At 35.5% G+C, this 23,106-nt stretch carries 21 protein-coding genes and 1 pseudogene; 1 reads left to right on the plus strand and 21 read right to left on the minus strand.

What is annotated here, in order from left to right; translation table 11 throughout:
• Nucleotides 1–13: 13 nt before the first annotated feature.
• The 8 genes from BJ095_RS08195 to BJ095_RS08230 form a co-directional block, all read right to left on the minus strand.
• Nucleotides 14–922, minus strand: coding sequence for an ABC transporter ATP-binding protein (locus BJ095_RS08195; RefSeq protein ID WP_107934721.1), 909 nt, complete (start codon nt 920–922; stop codon nt 14–16).
• Entirely contained in the window at nt 912–1,970 is a 1,059-nt protein-coding gene (locus BJ095_RS08200; RefSeq protein WP_107934720.1) for an ABC transporter ATP-binding protein, read from the minus strand. The genes BJ095_RS08195 and BJ095_RS08200 overlap by 11 nt, the downstream gene beginning before the upstream one ends.
• A gap of 16 nt (nt 1,971–1,986) precedes the next feature.
• A complete protein-coding gene (locus BJ095_RS08205; RefSeq protein WP_107934719.1) occupies nt 1,987–2,916 on the minus strand; it encodes an ABC transporter permease in 930 nt (309 codons plus the stop codon).
• On the minus strand, nt 2,916–3,845 hold the full coding sequence (locus BJ095_RS08210) for an ABC transporter permease (protein WP_107934718.1): 930 nt from the start codon (nt 3,843–3,845) through the stop codon (nt 2,916–2,918). The genes BJ095_RS08205 and BJ095_RS08210 overlap by 1 nt, the downstream gene beginning before the upstream one ends.
• A gap of 132 nt (nt 3,846–3,977) precedes the next feature.
• Nucleotides 3,978–5,606 (minus strand): peptide ABC transporter substrate-binding protein, encoded by a 1,629-nt coding sequence (locus tag BJ095_RS08215; RefSeq protein ID WP_107934717.1) that lies wholly within the window; start codon nt 5,604–5,606, stop codon nt 3,978–3,980.
• 583 nt (nt 5,607–6,189) lie between these two features.
• Entirely contained in the window at nt 6,190–7,824 is a 1,635-nt protein-coding gene (locus BJ095_RS08220; protein ID WP_107934791.1) for a peptide ABC transporter substrate-binding protein, read from the minus strand.
• Nucleotides 7,825–8,347: 523 nt separating this feature from the next.
• Nucleotides 8,348–9,343 carry a hypothetical protein gene (locus tag BJ095_RS08225; protein WP_107934716.1) on the minus strand — a complete coding sequence of 332 codons (996 nt, stop codon included), beginning with the start codon at nt 9,341–9,343 and terminating at the stop codon, nt 8,348–8,350.
• A gap of 1 nt (nt 9,344) precedes the next feature.
• Nucleotides 9,345–9,677: a PadR family transcriptional regulator gene (locus BJ095_RS08230; protein WP_107934715.1), complete on the minus strand. Its 333-nt coding sequence runs from the start codon at nt 9,675–9,677 to the stop codon at nt 9,345–9,347.
• A 241-nt stretch (nt 9,678–9,918) separates the two neighbouring features.
• Here BJ095_RS08230 and BJ095_RS08235 point away from each other — a divergent pair, with 241 nt between their 5' ends.
• Nucleotides 9,919–10,689 carry a TSUP family transporter gene (locus BJ095_RS08235; RefSeq protein WP_107934714.1) on the plus strand — a complete coding sequence of 257 codons (771 nt, stop codon included), beginning with the start codon at nt 9,919–9,921 and terminating at the stop codon, nt 10,687–10,689.
• Nucleotides 10,690–10,738: 49 nt separating this feature from the next.
• Here the strand turns inward: BJ095_RS08235 and BJ095_RS08240 are convergent, their stop codons facing one another.
• The 13 genes and pseudogenes from BJ095_RS08240 to BJ095_RS08295 all read right to left on the minus strand — a co-directional run bounded on the left by BJ095_RS08240 (nt 10,739) and on the right by BJ095_RS08295 (nt 22,993).
• Entirely contained in the window at nt 10,739–11,371 is a 633-nt protein-coding gene (locus BJ095_RS08240) for a FusB/FusC family EF-G-binding protein (RefSeq protein ID WP_107934713.1), read from the minus strand.
• Nucleotides 11,372–11,479: 108 nt separating this feature from the next.
• Nucleotides 11,480–11,746: a CD3324 family protein gene (locus BJ095_RS08245; RefSeq protein ID WP_107934712.1), complete on the minus strand. Its 267-nt coding sequence runs from the start codon at nt 11,744–11,746 to the stop codon at nt 11,480–11,482.
• 279 nt (nt 11,747–12,025) lie between these two features.
• Nucleotides 12,026–13,009 carry a GGDEF domain-containing protein gene (locus tag BJ095_RS08250; RefSeq protein WP_107934711.1) on the minus strand — a complete coding sequence of 328 codons (984 nt, stop codon included), beginning with the start codon at nt 13,007–13,009 and terminating at the stop codon, nt 12,026–12,028.
• A 39-nt stretch (nt 13,010–13,048) separates the two neighbouring features.
• On the minus strand, nt 13,049–13,909 hold the full coding sequence (locus BJ095_RS08255; RefSeq protein WP_107934710.1) for an EAL domain-containing protein: 861 nt from the start codon (nt 13,907–13,909) through the stop codon (nt 13,049–13,051).
• Between the two features lie 183 nt (nt 13,910–14,092).
• The gene (locus tag BJ095_RS08260; protein ID WP_107934709.1) at nt 14,093–15,298 is read right to left on the minus strand and encodes a Ger(x)C family spore germination protein; all 1,206 of its coding nucleotides are present in this window, start codon (nt 15,296–15,298) and stop codon (nt 14,093–14,095) included.
• Nucleotides 15,295–15,942, minus strand: coding sequence for a GerAB/ArcD/ProY family transporter (locus BJ095_RS19240; RefSeq protein ID WP_235867610.1), 648 nt, complete (start codon nt 15,940–15,942; stop codon nt 15,295–15,297). The genes BJ095_RS08260 and BJ095_RS19240 overlap by 4 nt, the downstream gene beginning before the upstream one ends.
• A complete protein-coding gene (locus tag BJ095_RS19245) occupies nt 15,939–16,394 on the minus strand; it encodes a GerAB/ArcD/ProY family transporter (RefSeq protein ID WP_235867611.1) in 456 nt (151 codons plus the stop codon). The genes BJ095_RS19240 and BJ095_RS19245 overlap by 4 nt, the downstream gene beginning before the upstream one ends.
• Nucleotides 16,384–18,000: pseudogene (locus BJ095_RS08270) on the minus strand (spore germination protein). Before BJ095_RS08270 ends, BJ095_RS19245 begins: the two are co-directional and overlap by 11 nt.
• 129 nt (nt 18,001–18,129) lie before the next feature.
• Nucleotides 18,130–19,773, minus strand: coding sequence for a ribosomal protection-like ABC-F family protein (gene abc-f, locus BJ095_RS08275; protein WP_107934708.1), 1,644 nt, complete (start codon nt 19,771–19,773; stop codon nt 18,130–18,132).
• A 359-nt stretch (nt 19,774–20,132) separates the two neighbouring features.
• Entirely contained in the window at nt 20,133–20,579 is a 447-nt protein-coding gene (locus BJ095_RS08280; RefSeq protein ID WP_107934707.1) for a VOC family protein, read from the minus strand.
• Nucleotides 20,580–20,589: 10 nt separating this feature from the next.
• On the minus strand, nt 20,590–21,012 hold the full coding sequence (locus BJ095_RS08285; RefSeq protein WP_107934706.1) for a VOC family protein: 423 nt from the start codon (nt 21,010–21,012) through the stop codon (nt 20,590–20,592).
• Between the two features lie 131 nt (nt 21,013–21,143).
• Complete coding sequence (locus BJ095_RS08290) at nt 21,144–21,623, minus strand: DinB family protein (RefSeq protein ID WP_107934705.1); 480 nt, start codon at nt 21,621–21,623, stop codon at nt 21,144–21,146.
• Between the two features lie 113 nt (nt 21,624–21,736).
• A complete protein-coding gene (locus BJ095_RS08295) occupies nt 21,737–22,993 on the minus strand; it encodes a cytochrome P450 (protein WP_107934704.1) in 1,257 nt (418 codons plus the stop codon).
• Nucleotides 22,994–23,106 lie beyond the last annotated feature (113 nt).

A 23,106-nucleotide genomic window follows, 5' to 3' on the forward strand; every position in this document is an offset into this window, starting at 1 on the left:
CGATTCGCAAAGTTTAGTTAGTCCATTTTTTGATTTGAGTATCTGACCCATATACAAAATGGTTTGGTAATACTTCGTGTACTTTGATTTCTTCAGTTGTTTCTTCATGGCTGTACTGAATTCTAGTACGTTTTCTTTCAGTTAGTGGATCTGGCAGTGGTACTGCTGAAAGTAAAGATCTTGTATAAGGGTGAATTGGGTTGTTATAAATCTCGTTTGCTTCACCAAGTTCAACAATTCTTCCTCGGTACATAACCGCAATTCGGTCACTAATATATTTTACCATCGATAAATCATGGGCGATGAATAAATACGTTAAGTTACGTTCCTTTTGTAGTTTTTTCAATAAGTTAACTACCTGTGCTTGAATCGATACGTCTAGAGCTGAGATTGGCTCATCAGCAATGATAAAGCTTGGATTTAAGCTTAATGCACGAGCAATCCCGATACGTTGACGTTGACCACCTGAAAACTCATGAGCATAACGGTTAGCGTGCTCACGGTTTAAACCTACTGCTTCAAGTAAATCTCCAATATGTTCGCGACGTTCTTTTTTGTTTTTGTATAGTCCATGGATATCAAAGCCTTCAGCAATAATCTCACCAGCAGTCATACGAGGATTTAATGAAGCATATGGATCCTGGAAGATCATTTGCATTTCACGATTAAATTCCTTTAACTCCTGACGTGATTTACTAGCGTGAATATCCTTACCCTTAAATAGGATTTGGCCTTCTGTGATGTCATATAAGCGAATGATTGAACGACCAGTTGTCGATTTACCACAACCAGACTCTCCTACTAAACCAAGAGTTTCTCCTTCGAATACATCGAAAGTAATACCATCTACAGCTTTAATAGGACTAGAAGGCGAGCCGAAATGCTGTTTTAAGTTTTTAACTTCTAATAACTTATTTGCCACTTTCTTCTGCCTCCTTTAAGTATCCATCAATTCTTTGTTGAACTGCAGCTGGAATCGGAATTTCTGGAGCATCAGGATGCAATAACCAAGTTTTTGCATAGTGTGTATCAGAAATTTTGAACATTGGTGGTTCTTGTTCATAATCGATTGCCATTGCAAATTCATTACGCGCTGCAAAAGCGTCTCCCTTTGGTGGGTGAATTAAATCAGGTGGAGAACCTGGAATCGTACGTAACTCTTCTTTTGCATTATTTTTAAGATCAGGCATTGATCCTAATAATCCCCAAGTATACGGATGTCTTGGATTATAGAAAATATCATTTACTGTTCCATATTCTACAATTTGCCCGGCATACATAACCGCAACACGGTCAGCAACGTTTGCAACTACACCTAAATCGTGTGTGATAAAGATGATTGATGTATTGCTTTTCTTTTGAATGTCTTTCATTAGCTCTAAAATTTGTGCTTGAATCGTTACATCAAGTGCAGTTGTTGGCTCATCGGCAATTAATAATTTTGGATCTGCAGCTAAGGCAATTGCGATAACTACACGTTGGCGCATCCCACCACTGAATTCATGCGGGAATTGACGGAAACGTTTTTCAGGCATTGGAATTCCTACTAGATCTAATAATTTAATTGCACGGTCTTTTGCCTCAGACTTTGAAATGTTTTTGTTATGCTTTAAGATAACCTCAGTAATTTGACGCCCAACACGCATTGTTGGATTTAAAGCAGTCATTGGATCCTGGAAAATCATTGCGATATCATTTCCTCGAACCTTTGCCATTTCTTTATCACTTAATGGCACAAGGTCGCGTCCATTAAATAGAATTTCCCCACCAGCATAAATAGCAGGTGGCTGTGGTAATAATTTCATAATAGAGTTACTCGTTACACTTTTACCTGAACCAGATTCACCAACGATTGCTAGTGTCTCTCCTTCGTATAGCTCAAAGTTTACTCCACGAACAGCTTGGACAACACCTGCATATGTTTTGAAGTTAATTTTTAAATCATTAACCTCTAACAATTTTTTTCTCATCTTTTTTCACCTACTTCTATTTACGTAATTTTGGATCTAGTGCATCTCGCAAGCCGTCTCCAACAGCATTAAACGCGAAAATTGTTAAAGAAATAAAGAACGCCGGGAAGAATAAACGCCATGGTGCCGAAGTTAATGCTTTGTTTCCTTCAGAAGCCATCGTACCCCAACTCGCCATTGGAGCTGGTACACCTAGTCCTAAGTAACTTAAGAATGCTTCTGTGAATATCGCTGAAGGAATTGTTAAAGTCATTGTTACTAAAATTGCACCTAATGCATTTGGAACAATGTGGCGCATAATTAGATGTCCTGTATTTGCTCCTAATGTTCTAGCAGCTAATACGTACTCTTGATTTTTAATGGATAATACTTCTCCACGCACGATACGGGCCATGTTAACCCAACCTGTAATCGATAACGCAATAATCATAGGTATTAAACCTGGCTGTAATACAACCAATAAGATAATTACTACTAATAGGTAAGGAACAGCAGATAAAATATCCGCAATACGCATCATAATATTATCTAAACGTCCACCTGCAAGTCCGGAAACACTTCCCCAGAATACACCGATGATTAAGTCAATCACCGCTGCAGTTATACCGATAAATAACGAAATACGTGCACCTTGCCAAACACGAACGAAGATATCTCGTCCAAGATCGTCCGTACCAAACCAGTGTGCTGCTGATGGTGCAGCATTATATAAACCCAATTGCTCACGATAGCTATATGGGCTGAAGATTGGCACAAAAATTGCCAACAAAGCTACAACGATTAAAGCAACAATACCGAATATTGCTAATTTGTTTTGAGAGAAGCGAAGTATAACTTCCTTCCAAAAGGAAACTGACTTAGCAGCCAATTTTTCATTTTCACTCTGACGTCCACCGACAACTTTAAACATTTCAGGTGAGAACTTATCAAATTGCTTTTGTGTCATTATTTTTTCGCTCCTTTCAATTTGATTCGTGGATCAATTACGCTGTATAGAATATCTACTATTAAAACTGCGAATAGTAGGATGATTGAATAGAATACCGTCGTACCCATAATAACTGTGTAGTCACGGTTTGTAATACTTGTTACGAAGTGTTTACCTAAACCAGGAATTGCAAAGATTTGTTCAATGATGAAACTACCAGTTACAACCCCAGCAGTTAATGGTCCTAAGTATGTAACAACAGGAAGTAAAGCGTTTCTTAAAGTGTGTTTAAATACCGTTGTCCACTTCCCAAGCCCCTTTGCACGGGCCATTTTAACATAATCACTGCTACTTTGCTCTAGCATACTAGAACGCGTAAGCTTTGCGATGAACCCCATATGTGTAATAGCAATTGCGAATGCTGGCAGCACACTATAGATAAAGCCTTTCCAACCACTTACAGGGAATAGTCCCATTTTAAATGCTAGGAAGTATTGCATTAAACCAGCTAAGATAAATGAAGGTACCGAAATACCTAGTACTGCAATTGTAGATGCAAGGTAATCAGGGAATTTATTGTGATATAGTGCTGCAATAACCCCTAATAAAATACCAAACCCTACTGCTAAAAGCATTGCTTCTATCCCCAAAGTTAAGGAGATAGGGAAACTCTCCGCAATCATATCATTCGTTGAGCGACCTTTGTATTTCATGGATTCTCCAAAATCAAAAGTCACAGTATCGATTAAATAATCCTTATATTGAATGTACCAAGGATTATCTAATCCATATTTTGCATTTAACTGCGCTTCAATTTGTGGTGGGAATGATCTTTCACTAGCGAAAGGACTCCCCGGTGCTAATTGCATTAAGAAAAATGTAGCAGTTACGATTAAATAAAGTGCAATCAAGATATAACCTAATCTTTTTAAAATATATTTTAGCAATTTTGTCCCCTCCTTTAAATTTTTAGAAAAAAATAATAGTACATAAGGCTGCTCGTCATCATAAAATTGAATTAATGAATTAAGCAGCCTAAGTACCATTTAAAAATTAGTAAATAGTAACTTCTTAAATAATTACTTGTTAATATCTACATATTTCAGATAAACGTTACCTAATGCATCAGGCTCCATGTTTTGTACATAATCTTTTTTCACATGAAGACTTGTGTAATAGTAAATTGGTGCAATTGGGAATTCAGCCATTGCAATTCCCTCTGCTTGTTTTAATAAGTCAAAACGAGCATTCTCATCTGTTTCTGTAAGCGATTGCTTTAGTAACTGTGCATATTCGGGATTTTCCCAACCAGTATCGTTGTTACCATTATCTGCAGAATCATATGACTCTAAGAATGAATAAGCATCGTTGTAGTCACCTGTCCAACCCATACGAGCAACATCAAAGTCTAAGCTTGTAAGCTTGTCTAAGTAAACTTGCCATTCAGAGTTATCGATAGTTACGTCGATACCTAAATTTGAATGCCAGCCTTCTTGGATGAACTGAGCGATAGATGAATGTGCTTCACTTGTATTAATAGAAAGACCAATTGAGATTTCACTTGGATTAGAAATACCAAGTTCCTTCATACCTGCTTCTAAAGCAGCTTTTGCTTCTTCAATATCATTATCCTTGAAGTAACCACGATCTTCTTCAAATCCTGGTACTGCAGTTGGTACCATACCTAAAGCTGGTGTTTGTTCACCTTTTAAAACATTATCAATTAATCCTTGGCGGTCAATTGCAAGTGTTAATGCTTTACGAATGTTAGCATTAGATGTGAATTCACCAGTTGTATTAAATTTGTAAATATAAATTGAAGCGAAATCTTGGATATTTAAGATTCCTTCTTGTTTATAACGATCAATTACATCTAAGCTTACTGTTTGGAATGGAGCACCTAAGAAATCGATTTCTCCTGCATCAAACATAGTTGAAGCAGTTGCTTCATTTTCTACCATTGAAATGTTTACTCTGTCTAAAGCAACATTTTCAGCATCCCAATATTGGTCGTTTTTCTCTAATGTAATTGATGCACTATGTTTCCAATCAGCTAATGTGAATGGTCCATTTGTTACATAGCTATCACCAGCTTCTGCATACCAAGTATCATTTGCTTCAGCAGTTGCTTTGTGAATTGGATAGTAAGTTTTAAATGCTGTTAACTCTAAGAAGTAAGGAGTTGGGTTTTCTAAAGTAACTTCTAAAGTTTTTTCGTCAACCACTTTGATTCCTAAATCTTCTTCAGTACCCTCACCCAGGTTATAGCTTTCTGCGCCTTTAATTGGGTAAAGAATTGATGCATACTCAGAAGCACTTTCTGGGTTTAATGCAAATTTCCAAGCATATGCAAAATCTTCAGCAGTAACAGTGTCACCGTTTGACCATTTAGCATCTTTTAAAGTGAAAGTATATGTTAATAAATCTTCACTAATATCAATTTTATCTGCAGCAGCTTCTACTACTTCTCCGTCTTTAACTGTAGTTAAACCTTCAAAAACGTTTTGTAGAATAGCCCCCGAAGAACTATCTGTTGCTAATTGTGGATGTAATGATGGTGGTTCAGATGCAGTAACTAAATTAAGTTCTTTAGCACCATTCCCATCAGTTGTACTGCTATCTTTTTCTGATCCTCCAAAGTTACAAGCTGCTAACACTACAGAAAGCACTAATAACAATGAAAGAAGTAGAAAGTTATTTTTCTTCATGAGGATCCCCCTAACTTTATTTTTGTAATATATTTCCCATTTTTCAGAAAACTCAGCTCAGTAAGATTCATTTTTCAGAAATATTAGAGCTGACGTTTACTATATTAACAAAAAGTTTTAACTAAATAAACAAAAATTTTATTTTTCTAACTTATTATTTAATTTATTTATAAAATGCTCATTTTTCCTGCGTTAATTTCAAATTTTTGTAATCTGAATTGTTAAATTGTTTGAAATATTATTCAATTAATAACTATTATTATTTTCTGAATATAACGAATCCTCCTAATATTCTTATTATAAATATCGAACTAACTTTCCCTTTCCTCCTCTAGCTCTCAATTTATAAATTAGTTTGGCATAAAAGAAGCTGATAATTCATCCATCAATCGAAGGTTGAATAATACTTCTTTTGCCCATTTTTTACTTGTCCTTTAAAAAGCACTTATCGCTTCTTCAAGACTTTTCAGAGTCCTATTAGGTGTTTTAGGAGAATATATATATTCAGAAAAAAAGGCTGCTTGAATCGATTTCTCGATTGTAAGCAGCCTTAAGATGCGTAACCTTTTAGTATTAGAAAAGATTACTCTGTGATATCTACGTATTTAAGATTAATGTTACCAAGTGAATCTGGTTCGATATTTTGTACATTGTCTTTCTTAACAGAAAGGTTTGTGTAGTAATAGATAGGCGCGATTGGTAAATCTTTCATGAAGATTGCTTCTGCTTGCTTCATTAACTCTAAACGCTTATCTGGATCAGATTCTGTGTTTGATTGATTTAATAATGCTGTGTATTCTGCATTTTCCCAACCAGTATCGTTGTTACCGTTTGTAGCAGAGTTGTACATTTCTAAGAATGTGTAAGCATCGTTGTAGTCAGCGATCCAGCCCATACGAGCTACATCGTAGTCTAAGTTAGAAACTTTGTCTAAGTATACTTGCCACTCTGAGTTATCAAGAGTTACTTCGATACCTAGGTTTGTACGCCATCCTTCTTGGATGAATTGAGCGATTGCAGCATGTGCTTCACTTGTATTGAATGAAAGGTTAAGTTTAAGTTCACTTGCATCAGAAAGACCAAGCTCTTTTAAACCTGCCTCTAAAGCAGCTTTTGCTTCTTCAATATCGTTATCCTTGATGTAACCCATGTCTTCTTCAAAGCCTTTAATAGCAGCAGGTACAAGAGCTACACCTGGTGCTTGCTCACCTTTTAATACGTTATCAATTAAAGCTTGACGATCGATTGCAAGAGTTAAAGCTTTACGAATGTTAGCATTCGAAGTAAATTCACCAGTTGTGTTGAATTTATACATATATAAACCAGCATAGTCAGCAATTGTTAAAATGCCTTCTTGCTTATAACGATCAATAACATCAAGAGCAATGCTTCCGAATGGAGCACCTAAATAATCAATTTCACCAGCATCAAACATAGTTGCTTGAGTTGCTTCTGATTCAACCATTGAAATGTTAACTGTGTCGATTGCAACTTTGTCTGCATCCCAGTAATTTGCATTTTTCTCTAAAGTCATTGAACCATTGTGCTGCCAATCAGCTAAAGTGTATGCACCGTTTGATACATAAGAATCTCCAGCTTCTGCAAACCAAGTATCATTAGCTTCTGCAGTTGCTTTGTGGATTGGATAATAAGTTTTGAACGCCGTTAATTCTAAGAAGTATGGCGTTGGGTTTTCTAAAGTTACTTCTAATGTTTTTTCGTCTACTACTTTAATTCCTAAGTCTTCAACAGAACCTTCACCTAAGTTGAAAGCCTCTGCACCTTTAATTGGGTAAAGGATTGAAGCATATTCAGATGCGTTTTCTGGTGTTAATGCAAAAGTCCAAGCATAAGCAAAGTCTTCTGCTGTTACAGCGTCACCATTTGACCATTTAGCATCTTTTAATGTAAATGTATAAGTTTTTAAGTCTTCACTTACTTCTACATTTTCAGCTGCTGCATTTTCTACTTCACCATTAACTAAAGTTGTTAAACCTTCAAATACGTTTTGGATAATAACTCCAGATGTTGTATCTGTTGCTAATTGTGGGTGTAATGATGGTGGTTCAGATGCTACTACTAAGTTAATCTCTTTAGAGCCACCTTCTGTTGTATCAGAAGTGCCTTCATTTGTTGTTCCTTCTTCAGATGCGTTTTCTTTTTCGCCTCCGAAGTTACATGCTGCAAGTACTAGAGTTAAAGCTAGTAACATAAGCATTAAAAATAGATTGCGCTTTTTCAATGCGAATCCCCCTCTTTTTGTTTTTTCCCTATTTTCTGATAATAGGATTAACAATTCTCATCATATCAAAAAAGATTTACGAAATAAACAAAAAATTCACTGTTAAACGAAAATTTAGATAAGTAGTTATATTAGTATAATTCTATTAATTGTTAGTTTTTACACTTATTATGTGATAATTGTTGTAAAAATACTAGTGTCCAACAGAGATAAAGAGCCCGAAAACGCTCTAAAACATTGATGTTTCATTGGCAATTCCAAATTTATTCATAGCACAATTTTATCTATCCAAATTTAAATTATTTAGTAGATTTCTTACCCAAAATACTTTTTTCTTAAAAATTAAAATTTGTTAATTTGACGTAAATTTCAACAAAATATAAACAACGATTAGGAAGAAAGATATGTAATAAATAGTAAATTATATATAAAAAGGGTAGTTTTACATAGTTGTTGTATGATAAAAAGGCATCTCATAATTAAAGATGCCTAAGCTTTTTTATCTATTCGCTTTTCGGTAGCCTTCCACACTGTTATAAATTGAAAAGATAGGAAATAAAATTAACGTTAACCCAATAATAAAGTTTCTAATTTGGTCGGCAGCAATATTCAGGATATTACTCATATATGCTAGAAACTCCGGATTGAGTAGATTTGAATTCGTAATAAGGAATATTAAAACAATTACAGCTATAACCTCTCGAATCACATTAAAAAATGCAATTTTCTTTGTCCACTGGTTCTTTATAAAAAGGGTTAGGGCAAAAACAATTTCTAATCCTATAACAATAACGATAAGGGGCCAAAATGAGTTCAATACCTCTTGGTTTAATGCTGGCAATATAAACTCAAGTCCTTCTCCAGTGCCTTCATAAACACCAGCTAAGTGATCGGCATTAAAGTAAATCGTTCCCCAAATAGCTGTCCACAGTAAGCTACCAAATACATAACCTTTTGAAACAGCTCTATTCTGGGGTATATAGGATATATTCTTTAAATCATCAGGTGTCCATTTTTGCAGACTCATTGTACGTGGATACTTATCCTCGTTATGGTCAGTTCTTTCTAGAATGGCAAATGTTAAAGTCAGCCAAAAGAATACCTGCATAAAAACATTAAGTATACTCCATATCCCTTCACCCAAAATCATTAGACCCATATTTAATACTGTATCGCCACCTTCAAAGCCCACAAGATACTTTGCAACAACGCTAATAAATGCGATCACAACAGCAATTGGTACAATCATTTTTAATAAGGACATATACAGATCATAATATTTTGGACCGATTAAGTGCATCGGCCGTTCATTATATTCGCTTGCTAAAACAGCAGGATTGCCTAATTCCACAAGGACCTTTTTTACCTCATCCTCTGAATACTTCTCAGGCAGCATATCTTCAATAGTAGATTTTAATTCAAGACCAATATCCTCACGGTTTTTGTTAGGGAGCCTTCGAGTCACTTCATATATATAAACCTCAATTAAATTCATTTTAATCATCTCCTTCCAATAATTTATAAAGCTCTTTCGAATTTTTTAGCCATTCTTCTTTAAGCTTTTCATAAACCTCAGCACCATAATCCGTTAGAATATAGTACTTTCTTGGTCTGGCTTCTGTTGTATCCCAAACGCTTTCCACTAGTTCTTGCTTTTCTAGTCGTCGAAGTAGTGGATATAGCGTACTTTGTTCTATCGTTATTCCGGATTTCTCCAGTAACTGGACTAATGAATAACCATATTGCTGTGTTTGCAATTGACTTAATACCGCTAAAGTCAATGTACCTCTTCTGAGCTCTGTACTTAACGAATCCAGTAAATTACTCAAGGAATCACCTCCGAATTTCCATGCTGTATACTATACAGTGTATGTCATACAGTATTATATGTGCAACAATATTATTCATATTTTTTAACATAAAAAATTTATCCTCACTTTTATCATTCTTACAGCGAGGATAATTAGTGGGTTATTTTCCCAAACATCTTGAAAACTATCTTTATTAAGACTATTATGTGTATGACAAACTATTAATATAACAAGTTTACTGAAAGGTAGTTACTATAATATGTTTTTTGATTTAGATCCTACCCTTATTATTATTTTATTTGTTTTTGGGTTTTTAGCTGCATTTATAGATTCTGTCGTTGGTGGGGGTGGGTTAATTTCTTTACCCGCATTAATGTTTACAGGCTTAAGTCCCTCAGCAGCAGTAGCAACAAATAAGCTTGCTGGAACAATGGGCTCTTTAACTAGCACCATTACGTTTTACCGTTCAGGAAATATCGACTTCAAATCTATTGCCAAGATTTTTCCCTTTGTCTTTTTAGCGGCGATGCTCGGAGCATGGGTTGTCCATTTGATGGACCCTAATGTATTAAAACCCCTAATGCTCATCATGTTAGCAGCTGTGGCGATATATACACTTATTAAGAAAGATTGGGGAAGTATTTCTACCTACAAGAAACTGACAACAAAAAAATATATTGGCTTTATCTTCTTGGTTTCGGCAATTGGCTTTTACGATGGATTTCTAGGTCCTGGTACTGGGTCTTTTCTTATGTTCGCCTTTTTAATGATTGGTTTTAACTTCTTAAAGGCTGCTGGTAATGCGAAATTTTTAAATTTCGCAAGCAATATCGGCGCTTTGGTGATGTTCTTATTTTTAGGGCAAATTAATTTCGCCTATGGTCTTATAATGGGGGTCGCCCAAATTATTGGAGCAATTTGCGGTTCTAAATTCGCCATTAGTCGTGGAAGTGGCTACGTTCGTATTTTATTTATTGTCGTAACTGTTCTTTTACTAACTAAGAACGCATATGATTATTTTAACAACTAAGCAAAAAATCGAGCCTGCGTTTTTACTCGCACCTCGATTTTTATTTTTTTTACATTAAGTTGTTAACGAAATTAGTGAATTTTTCTAAGTCTGATAATGCTCCATTACATGATTCACTATCCTCACAAATATAGTTCCCTCTTTTCGTGTATGTGCCTAAATCTGCTCCCTTTTTCGATACTAAAAGCAAGCCAACCTTAGCATGCTGGTTACATACTGTACAGATTCCTACCTTTGCTGAATTGCTAAATGTACCGCGCACACCTTTTAAAGCCCCGTCTTCTCTATACACAATGTATTTTCGATTTGTCCCTGGGTCAAACCAGCTCAAATAAGAGGTTTCCTGCCAATCAAAGGCTTCAAGCTTCGGAAGCTTTAATTTTTTATCCTTTGGAAACAGCTTTTTCAATTGAGCTTCTGTTGGTTGAATAAACGGTTCCACATATTGCTTGATATCAGTTAGAAATTTTTCTAACTGATCCTTGGACTGAATATGAAAAATAGGCTGTAGTACTAGCTGCTGATCGATTTCACTAAAGGTTAGCTTGCTATCAATTTCTTCTTGGACAAGGGCTTGAATCGCCTGAATGACCTTTTGATCTTTTGAGGTTGTATATGTGTTCAGTATTTTTTTAGCTTGTTTTTTAATAAATTGGTACTGCTCTGGCGTCATAAATTGCATTTTCACCACTCCTTAAGATAAGGGTACATAAATGTGCCAAAAACAGCAATTGGCAAGTTCTTTTAAAATCAAACTGTACATAAAAAGGTGAACTGAGATTTCACCAGTTCACCTTTTCCTATATATTATCTTTTTTATCGTTTCAGTAGATAAATGGTATTGCTCCGCTAACTCTTGAAGCGCTACCCCCTGTTGAAACTGTTTTTTTATTTGCTCATTTCTTTTTTGTAGTCGTTGTCTTTCACCAGATAAGACTCCCCATTGAATTCGTTCTTTTTCAGGCTTAGGAATATAAATTAAATCTCCTTGAACATACTTCTGAATTTCCATCAATAGCTCCTCTGGTAAAACTTCATGTGCATTTACGTAACGCATTTGAACTTTCGCTCCTTTACTTTTTAACTTTCAAGTGAAGGGCAAAGCACACATGAACAAAGTGACTATACAGTTAGGGCGATTAATAATCTAATTACCTCACGCAAAGTATCGCCATATTATTCATAGGCTTTGCATGAGTAGTTCCATTAAATGGCGCATTGATTCCGGCCATTACGTCACATCCTTTTAAAACACAGTTTATAAGTTCTATTATACATTGGGCAATAAAAAAATCGAATGGAAAAGTAGCTGCCCCTTTTCATTCGATGCTTATAATTAATACGTTGGGGAACAGCAATCTGTCTCATCTATAATAAAACAGCTCCCCTTTACTTTTTTGCAATTTCTTTTTATAGCTGCGACCGCATTGGATACATCCTCTATTTTGACAAATTGCCTTTTTTGATTTGTCAAAACAGCAATTGATAAAAACATGATTGTAAATTTCTCTAAACTACCTGATCGCCCCTTCACCTTAAAGTTCGGGTCACTTAAATGATAGTCCTCATAGAAGATAGGAATTGTTTCATCAAATTCCTTAATAATGGTTTCACAGATTTCATCAACCTTATATAGTGGAAGAATAGCCATAAAGTCATCCCCACCTATATGCCCTAAAAAATATCCTTGCTGCGTAATATTTCTTTTGAGGATATCTGTTAAGTGAAGCAGAACCTTATCTCCTTTATTAAAACCATATAGGTCATTATAGGTTTTGAAGTAATCAATATCGAAATAGAGAATGCTATATTTCTCTAAATACAATATTTCAGTTAGCTTTTGGTCAATTACGTGATTTCCAGGCAATTTGCTTAATGGATTCAGGAAACTAGCCGTTTGTACTTGGATATCAACAAATTCCATGAGTAGTGCTCTAATACTTACAACACCAAAAAATTTGTCGCCCTTCGTTACAATCACATCATCATATAATGCTTCTTCTTCTCTTTCCATAGCTAGTTTACTGACCTCAGTAATGGGCTGATGAAAATCAACGATTAGAGGGCTTGTCTTTGCTAGTAAATTACTTTCTCTTCCCATATACAAATTATAACCATATAACGTTCCAATTTTTTGATAGAAATGAGTTCTTGTAATATGAGCAATTGGTTTTTCATGATGGGCGACTACTATTCCGCGTAAATCTGGATTGTCAGTAAATAATTTGTCTACCTCTTTATTTTTTAAAGTTGGAGAAATAGAGGGTACGGTATTAACTATTCGTCCGATATTCGATACTGCTTCACCTGTTTTCGTCATCATATTCTCACCCATTTGCATCGTTTTTACATTTAGTTTTCAAGTTAAACTTGGTAATTCACCACATTCAATTGTTCTACCTGGTCTCCCTAACGCATATCCTTGGGCGTAGTGTATCCCAAGCTTTTGGAGGTACATAATCTCTTCTTTTCGCTCTATACCTTCTGCAATGATTTTTGTATCGGATTGTACGGCATAGTCATAGATTAGAGATACTAATTGTTGGCTGGGTTTACTTTCGTCAATATTTTGAATGAGTGAGCGGTCTAATTTTATAAATTCAGGCTTTAGAAAGATTAATGTTTTCAAACTATTGTAGCCTGAACCAACATCATCAATCGCTATTCTATATCCTTGTGAACGATAATGGGATAATACACGTTCAAACTCCTGGAAATCCGTAACAGCACTTCTTTCAGTTAACTCAAACACGACCTGGTCGGGGCGAATTCCAATATCAATTAATAGCTGCAATGTATCCCCACTGTGATAATGCTTATCCAGCAAAACATGTGGATGAATATTGATAAATAGATTAAAATCCTCGTCTTGAAGCTTTTCGTTTAACCCTGCAATATACCTTTTTAATGATAGATTTCTGCAAAATTTTTCAAACTCAAATACCATGTCTGTTTGACCAACAAATTCATAGAAATGATCTACACTACTAAAAAACTCTGGTTGCCCTGGTCTATTCAAAGCTTCAAACCCAAAGGTCTGTCCCGTTTGTAGATTCACAATTGGCTGAAAAAATGTTTCTAGCGACTCATTTTGCATAATTTTTTTCAATTCGTTATATCTTTTATAGTACAAAATATCTTCTTGCCTTTTATTATATAAATACTTTAAATACGAAAATAAATTAAGAGAATGCTCTCTTGAATATGATACTGAATTCATAATTACTCCTTGTTATAACAGGGGATTAATACCTATCATATGCTTCTTATGTTAATGTACTATTAATCCTTTATTAACCATTTGTAAATGCCCATGAACAGAGGTAAATTTTCCATACTTTTGACATAGAAAAAGTCCCAAAAGCTTGTTAAATATAACTTTTAAGACTCTTTTATATACATCTTATTTCCAATCCATTCCTGTACGTTCAATTTTAAAATCTACTTTAACCTGGATATCCATTTCCTTGTAAATTTCTCTCCAACGTTCTTCTGTTTCAACTTCCTGATGCCAATATTTAGAATGGAAGGCTCTAACCCTTGCCCCGATGCCAAGTAAATCTGCACCTTTTTCCTGCCAACTTTTTATCTCCTCATTGAAAACTTGATTCGCTAAATCATTCACTTTCAGTTCTACTTCTTCTAACTTTTTCAAGCCTAAGTCATTCGCTTTTGTTTCTTCCTCTATCTGCGCTTCGATTTCAACATTAATAACAGCATTAGGTTTTCCATCTTCAATAGTAATGTTGATTTTAGAATCTCTTCGTAATGATTCTACAAGATAGACACCACCATCATCTGTTGATACAGCAACTGTATATCCCCCAGGATTCCTTTCTCTCATCGCTAGGTATCCACCCAATTCTATTGGAGACATTTTGCTAACCATGTTATCGTCTATAAAGTAGGCAACCCCAGTTACCATAATACGATCCCGTTCTATCACTTTTATTAGCGGGAGATTGCCATCTATACCCATATCATCCAAATCCACCCAAAACTTCCCCAAATAACCTTTGGGCAACTTCCCAAAACGCATGGCATTATCTAATGTTTGGCTTAAATAAAGTGCTGGAACAGTTTGCATTGGCGGTGCCGTTTGGAGTACCTTTGATGCCTTTTGTTCAGTAATTGCCATCCATGCCGTTCTTCTAACTTCGTAATCCCTTCTTAAAAAGTCATTAATATCTTCGAGACCGTCCTTCGCTATTTCACTATTTACAATTACAATTTGAAGATGTCCTAAGTAGAGTTTTTCTGCTAACTGCTGTTGCAGATTCAGTAGCGCATCTTTCATGGTATACCCTACTGTTTCCAATACCCAAGATGTCTCCCCTGATCCTCCACTACTATCACCTTCTGGGCCTAATTTAATTTTTCCAGGTACCGCCAATTGTGCAGTTATTTTATATAATTTCTTATTATTCCCTGGAAATTTATCTTTTTGATGCGAGACCTCTGGAATTGTAAAATCTTCAGTTGATTCATCTGCATAATCTATTGCAATGCCCAATATATTGGCACGCTCTTCTAGTTCATAACGGTCCCAGCATGCTGTTAAAAAAAGTAAGGTCATTATCATAAGGGTAAGTAGAAATAGTTTCTTCATGTTGCACTCCCTTTTTTACGCCTGATTTTTGCAATTACCAGCAACAATATGGGATAAACAATAACAAGAAAGATATCGATAAAAGCTGTATTTTTAATATAACGATACAACTCATACGTATCTTGGGGAATTAGAGCGATTAACATAGCAATCGGTATCCCTATAAATGAAATGCGCTGAAACTTTTTAGTCTTAAAAAGCTCAGCCATGCCCCGTACAAACATAAAATAATAAGAAAGCACTGTAGTAAAAACTGCAAATATCCAAGCAATAAGAAATATCGCATCCACTCTGGAGAGAAGCTCACTTGGTACATGAACCATTCGTGCTAAAACCAATGTTGGCCAATACATATCAAGAATTTTTATTTCTCCAAAAACAGCTAAACAAATAGTAACCGTACTAAAAACAAACATACTAGCAACCAAAAATCCCCATATACTACTTCTCACAACGCTTTTCGCATTTTTCATATAAGGAATTATCATCGAGATGATAATATAATTTGTAATCCCCTGACAGATTATCTTTGCCCCTTCATAAAACTCTTTCCCTGATACATCATGGCCAACAATCGGAAATACATGGTACATTTCTGCATCCGCAAAGGATGGTCCAATCACGATGAATAACGGAATAATCATAAATGGAAGATAAAAAAATGAATATATGCAAAAGTGGATACATTACTAAAATTTATAGATGCACAAATCACAATCATTAAGAATATGGAAACATAGATTGGTGTATTGGGAAGAAGTGCTCCTGCTAGCACTTCAGCAAATTGCCTTGCTTCCAAACCAAATAAAACAAGAGTTATTACCATAAAAATTATATTGAATATATTTCCGAAGACTTTTCCCAAAATGGTTTTATTGTAGCCAATTAACGTTTCTTTAGGGAATCTTTTACCTAATAATGCAAAAGCCATCATTCCCAAAAATGAAATGAAAAGACCCATTAAAGTAGCGAGTGGAGCAGCAACCCCTACAAACTCTGTTACCATCTTAGGCAGGATTAATAAAGATACACCAAGCATCGTACTAATGAGGATTACTGCTAATTGAATTGAGGAAATAGAATCACTATGTTTCATCACGATTTCCTCCATCCTCTTCCAAGAAATTATAGGTCGTTTTATCTTTGACCCGCTTCCCTACTCTCTTCGTATCTTTTGGCTTAATACTATCCGAGCGATTTTTTAACCAATTAAAAGGCGAACGTATCACGGAATCTCTTAAGGCATGCGCATTTCCTGGAGAAAACGGGTACATATAAGGCACTCCAAAAGAACGCAACCCAATCATATGGTTCAGAATAATAATTATTCCTACAGCCATTCCTAATAATCCCAAAGTACCTGCTAAAATAATCAGTATAAAGCGTAGCATTCTGAATGCCGTTGCCGCATTGTAAGAAGGTGTTGCAAAGGATCCAATTGTTGACATTGCAATGATTACCACCGTAATCGGACTTACAAAACCAGCTTGTACAGCCGCTTGTCCCACTACTAACACACCAACAATAGATAAAGCACCACCAACTTGCTGTGGCATTCTGACGGTCGCCTCTCTCAAGATTTCCATCGCTATCTCCATTATTAAAACTTCTATAAAAACAGGAAACGGTACGCCCTGTCTACCACTTGATGCGGCCACAACAAATTTGGCTGGTATTAATTCAGGATGGAACGAAAGGACTGTCACGTAAAAAGATGAAAAGAGTAGTGAAAATACCAGTGCAATAATCCTAATTAATCTAATAATAGAGGCGATTATCCAACGATCATTGTAATCTTCACTTGTTTGATAAAATTGATTAAATGTTGCTGGTGCTATTAAGGCAAAAGGGCTTCCTTCTACTAAAATTGCTACTCTCCCCTCTAATATATTTCCTATTACTTTATCTGGCCGTTCTGTATTTTGAATTTGAGGAAAGGGAGACCAAGGATTTTCTTGTATAAACTGCTCAATTTAGCCAGCATCTAAAATGCCATCCATTTTAATAGCATCGATTCGCTTCTTAACTTCTACAAGTAAGTTTTCGTTTACTATATCCTCCATATAACAAACGACCACTTTCGTCCTCGTTCTTGTTCCAACCTCTGTGGATTCTATTCGAAATTCCGGAACAGGTAGCCGATATCTTAGTAATGCTACATTTGTACCGATTTGTTCAATGAACCCATCTCTAGCTCCGCGAACCACTCGTTCTGTTTCAGGCTGTTCAATTGCACGTTTTTCAGGTTTCTTTGCATCTAATTCAAGACTTTTTTCAATTCCGTCTACGAAAATGACTGCTTTGCCTAAAGTAAGTGATTGAATTAATTCCGCACTATCAGTAATTGTTTTCACATCTGAATAATAGAGAACATTGTTTAAAATATAATCAATTTCATTCATCGATTGATCAATTGGGTAGTTACTTTCTTGCAAAGGCTTCACTATATCTCTTTCGATGTCTTCTTTTCCAACTAATGTCTTCAAACATAGAAGTGCTGCCGGCTGTGTACCAAAAAGAGCAAATCGCCGAATAAGAAAATCAATATCATTTTTAAAAATCTTATTAAACCCTTCAATGTTCTCTTCTAAATCAGACGAAACCCTCTCTCCCTCTTTGTCTTTTAAGATTTCGCTATCTGGTATTGTTACTGTTTCTGTTGGTTGTTCACTTTTCGTTCTCTTTTTAAAGAACGGTGACATCGAATCACCTTCTTCCTATAATTTTAGGCAATCGTAAAGTTAGTATGTGATGCTCAAGAATTGCCATACATAATTTTTACAACATAAAAACCCTAAAGAATCTTTACAGAATCCTTTAGGGCTCATTTCTCACATATTTTTCTTTAACTGATTAATTTGCTTTGTTATTTCACTAAATTTGGCGTCAAGCTCGGGGTATTGTGAATCTTTAACAGTCATAAAGCTTAGTTTTCCTAAAACCTCCTGTCTCTCTGTTTCTAGCTTTAATAGTGCCTCTTTTTGTGTATCCTTTTGAGCTGGCATTTCTTTTAACTGTTTATGAATGCTCTTATTTTTTATCTCCAAGCTACTATTCGTTGTTTTTTCGAGGAAATAGCGATCATGGGAAACGATGAGTAACGTTCCATTGTAGGTTGATAAAGTCTCTTCTAGCTGTTCACGTGAAGGCAGGTCTAAATGATTCGTTGGTTCATCTAACATTAGCACGTCCTTCTCTTCTAGAATGTAAACCATTAGCTTACACTTCACTCTTTCTCCCATGCTCATATTCCCTATCGGTTCTTTCCAGGCAGCAGTTGAAAAACCTAAGTGCTTCATTAGATTTTGTACTTTTCCACGCTCCTCAAAGGTTTCTCTATAAAACAGCTCTTCTGGCGTTTTTAAAAGTGGTAGATCAAACACTTCTTGTGTTAAATATCCGATTTTAGCTGCTGGAGAAATCCAAACTTCGCCGGCATCTGCCATTACTTCACCCATTACAATTTTTAAAAAAGTAGTTTTCCCACTACCATTTGGTCCAACTAATGCAAGCTTTTCACCATGCTGAATGGTAAAGCTAACGTCTTTAAATAGTACACGCTTGTTTAACGATTTTTGCAGGGTTTTCACCTCTAAAAATCGTTTCCCTCGTTTGTCATTTGCTTTAAGAGTAAACTGCACCTCATATTCTGGTTTTACTTGTTCTACCTTTGACTTCTCTAATTCTTTTTCAAGGCGTTTTCTTTTTGACTTTATTTGGGCATCTGTACGTTTCGCTTTTACGCGATGGTACTCTTTCATTCCTTCTTGTTTCGTTGAATCTGCATGAGCTTTTTGAGACCATGAAGTCAACTCTTTTAATTGTCCTTCAATGGTTTGAATCATTTGCTGCTGTTTTTCATAATCCCTCTTCTGCGTCAACCGTCTTTGCTCTCTCGCTTTCATGTAGCTCGTATAATTTCCTTTGTGCTCTATTAATTGCTGGTCTTCTAATGACCAAATTTTCGTGACTACTTTGTCTAAGAAATAGCGATCATGGGATATGAGAATGATTGTTCCTTTGTATTGTTTAATATGCTCTATCAAAATTTCAGTTGATTGTTCATCTAGATGATTCGTCGGTTCATCTAATAGTAAAAGCTGTGCATTTCTTGAGAAGCCCTTTGCTAGTCTTACCTTAAGCTTCTCTCCACCACTAAGCTTACTATAGCTATTGGTAAGCACGTTCCACTTAGCTAACATTTGTGCTTCTTTTGTTCCGGTATGCTCGCTTGCAAAATCTTCTGTTTCCTGTTCGACCATTTCGACTGATACTTGTGGCTTAAGCCAATTTATCTTTCCATTAGACAATGAAAGATTTCCTGAAATTATCTGTAGCAGTGTTGTCTTACCCACCCCATTCTTACCTATAATCCCAATTACATCTCCATCATGGACTGTCCCGTTAACATTCTTAAAAATAATATTATCTAAAATTTCAAATGTAATGTCCTTTAGCTTTAGTAGCTCTTGCATTTATATACGCATCCCTTCGTTATAGGGAGAATTGATAATTTAAAAAAATAAAAATCCTCCCAAATTTCGTGGAAGGATTAGTCTCATTTTGACAGATAGAGAAGCTTCATGCTTTCCTATACATAAAGTGCAACTACTATATTAGTAAAAAACTCAGCTTTTACCAATATCAAAAAAGCTATTGAGAGCAATAGTAGTTGAACGTTCTTTGAAAAATGGGCAGACTAATCCTATTTTAGATTCTTGAATTTAAATTTCAAAAATAAAAATAAGATTATTTAATCATCGGCCACCCATCTTCCCTTCGTTGTAAGTTAATCTAAATTATAGCATAGCTATCGTTTTATGAAAAATTACTATTATGATTTCTTTATAATAAGCATTTCATTTTCATCAAATTCCCACATTTCGCCGTAAGCCACTTCCCAGTAGAAACCATTCGGATCCTGAAAATAGCCACTATATCCACCCCAAAACACTGTTTCTGGCTTTTTAACTATTTTAGCTCCTGCTTTTTCAGCCAAAGTGAATACTTCGTCGACCTCTTCCTTCGATTTCCCGTTGTAAGCTAAAGTAATCCCACTGAAGCCAGTACCTATTTCTGGTGGTTGCTGTTCACTTATATCCTTGGCTAATCTTTCAAGTGGGAATAAAGATATTTTTGTCCCGTTATTATTAAAGAATATTACATCTGGGTTTGATTCCTCCCCATACACAACTACCTCAAACCCTAAGCCATCCCTGTAAAATTGAAGAGATTCCTTCATATCTTTTACACCTAATGTTAGTAAATTTAGTCGATTCATCGTTATCCTCCTATACGTTCTTAGAAACTAGACGCTCTTTATACTTCGGACTTAGCTCACTCCATACATCGAATTTATTGTCATCTAAATCTTGAAATATAAAGTTCCTTCCCGCATGTCCACGATCCTCTATCTTACCCACTTTAATTTGTTTTCTATTGAACTCCTCATAAATTTGCTGCAGCTCTTCTATCCCGTCCACTTCAAAGGTTATTGAAAATCGTTCTTCACCATCACTATCTTTAAAGTTAGCACTTTCACTCGGTGGAGCCTGCACTAGAAAGAAGCTTTGATCAGCAAAGTTTAGAATTGCTTTGGTATTATCAATATAGGAAATTTCAGCTCCTAGCTTTTCCTTATACCACCTGGCTGATACTTCAACTTCCTTTACTGGTAAATAGATAGTCCCTACCCTTACTAGCCTTGAGTTCATTTTTCTATCCTCCTAATATTATTTACCCCCATTTGAAAAAGAACTATTTTTCGAATGGGGGCTATCATTTTATGTAGTTCTAGCTGCTAAAGTCTCTTTACTTAGATAAGTTTCTTCTATCTGCTTTTAGCTCATGTAACTTTCTTAGAACCCTCTAATATATTCTCAATTTGCTTGAAATGATGATGATCATGCTCAATCGAACCCTTTAAGTAGTCTGTCAATATTAAAGCCGTTGAACCAATGTTAACTTTCGTTTCCCATAAGTCATCTTCAATATTATTTACTGCAATGATTAGACTTCTTCTTACTTTAATGAATTTTGAAATGATTTCTTCCTTTGTCTTTGATTGACTTTCCAAGGAACACTGTTGATTTAATTCATCTACTTCTGGTCCTTCTGGAAGTGCCCTATTCTTAAATAAATAAGGTAGGCGACTATCTAAAATAAATTGGTCCCATGCTGGTAAATGACCAATAACTTCTGCGATTGTCCATTTCCCTTCTGCAATCGGGGTTCTCCACTGCTCCTCACTTAAATTATCCAAATTCCTTACCCACTCGACAGAATTCTCATAATGCATTAAGATTTCCTCTTTGTTTTGGTGCAAGAATTTCAGCTCCTATAGGTTTTCTTTTACTTTCTATTATTCGTGGAAGATTTAAAAAACTCCTTCCTTATTCGACATTTTTCAGTAAAAAGAAAAACAAAAGACCGAAATCACTAATGACTTCGGCTTCTTACAATATGCTCAAGGATAATCTTGCTTTTTGGTATGCTAGGGATATCATCAATTTCAAAGCTCAAATCCTGTTCAGGTAATGTGAATTCCATTCGGTTTACTAAGTAATCAAGGCTTACCTTCATTACATCAAGTGTAATTTGTTCCCCTGCACAGCGATGACCTAAATAGTAATCACCACCACCCTGTGGAATAAAGCCAAATGGACTTCCTGGCCAATGTGCAAATCGTTCAGGGTTAAATTTGTGTGGGTCTTCCCATTTCACTGGATCGTGATTTGTCCCATAAAGATCCAATAGTGTTAATGTGCCTTTTTTAAACTCATAGCTATTCCAAACAAAATCAGATTTAACTTTTGCCACTACAAACGGGAAGAATGGATAAAACCTTCTTACCTCTTGCACAAAAAGTTTGGAGTAGTCATTAAAGGATTGCAATTTCTCTTTTTCCTCTGGGAATTCGTGGAGTGCGAGAAGAGAAAAATTAATATAGATTGAAATAGCAACGATTGGTCTTAGCATATTGATGACTTCAACTGCAACCGTTTCAATATCTAAAAGATTTCCTTTTGTATCCTTATAAAATGCAAATTGATGTAGAACTGTATTCTGAGGAAACTTTATTTTTCCATCACGCGTATCTTGTATAAGCTGTTGAATCATTTTTTCTGCTTGGTTTCTATAGGTTCTTCCAGCCCAATGGTTTGGACCGATTGCTGCAGCTGTTTCAAACATGGAGGCGAGCTCTTTCGTCATTTTTTTAACATCATTTTCATGTATGGGATACCCTATCCATTTGAACGCTACATTACAAAGCAACTCTTTTACTTCTTCATAAAAGACGATGGATTTCATCTTGCTCCATTTAACAATAGATTGCTCCCATTGCATCTCTGTTAGCTCAAGTAAATGATTCAAATGCTCTTCAGTCATTACCGACATCAGCATTTTTTTACGGTTTTGGTGTTCCTCATCATCTAAGGTTTGCACAGCATTCTTTCCAAATAAGGTTTGGACTACTCGATTAGGGGCAGCATCTTTCCTTTGAAATTTTTGCGGGTCGTAAAAAATTTGTGCAGCCTCTTCTCCGATCATACAAATCGCTTTTCTTCCTAAAAGCCTTGTCTCAAATACATTAGAACTAAGCTTTTCACTTCTATTTAGGATGAAGTGATATCCTTCTTTTAAAAGCGCAATACTATGATCGATTCCTTCATCTTTTGGCATTTGATTTTCCATATTTGTCACCTCTTTTTCCGTTCGCTTCTTTTAGTCTTTGTAAACCATTATTGTTTATACTTACCCTCACACAATATTAGAAAACATGACTTATCGCCAAGCCTTTTTTATCT

Origin of the sequence: Ureibacillus chungkukjangi (assembly GCF_003217295.1) — a bacterium.
Lineage (GTDB): Bacteria > Bacillota > Bacilli > Bacillales_A > Planococcaceae > Ureibacillus > Ureibacillus chungkukjangi.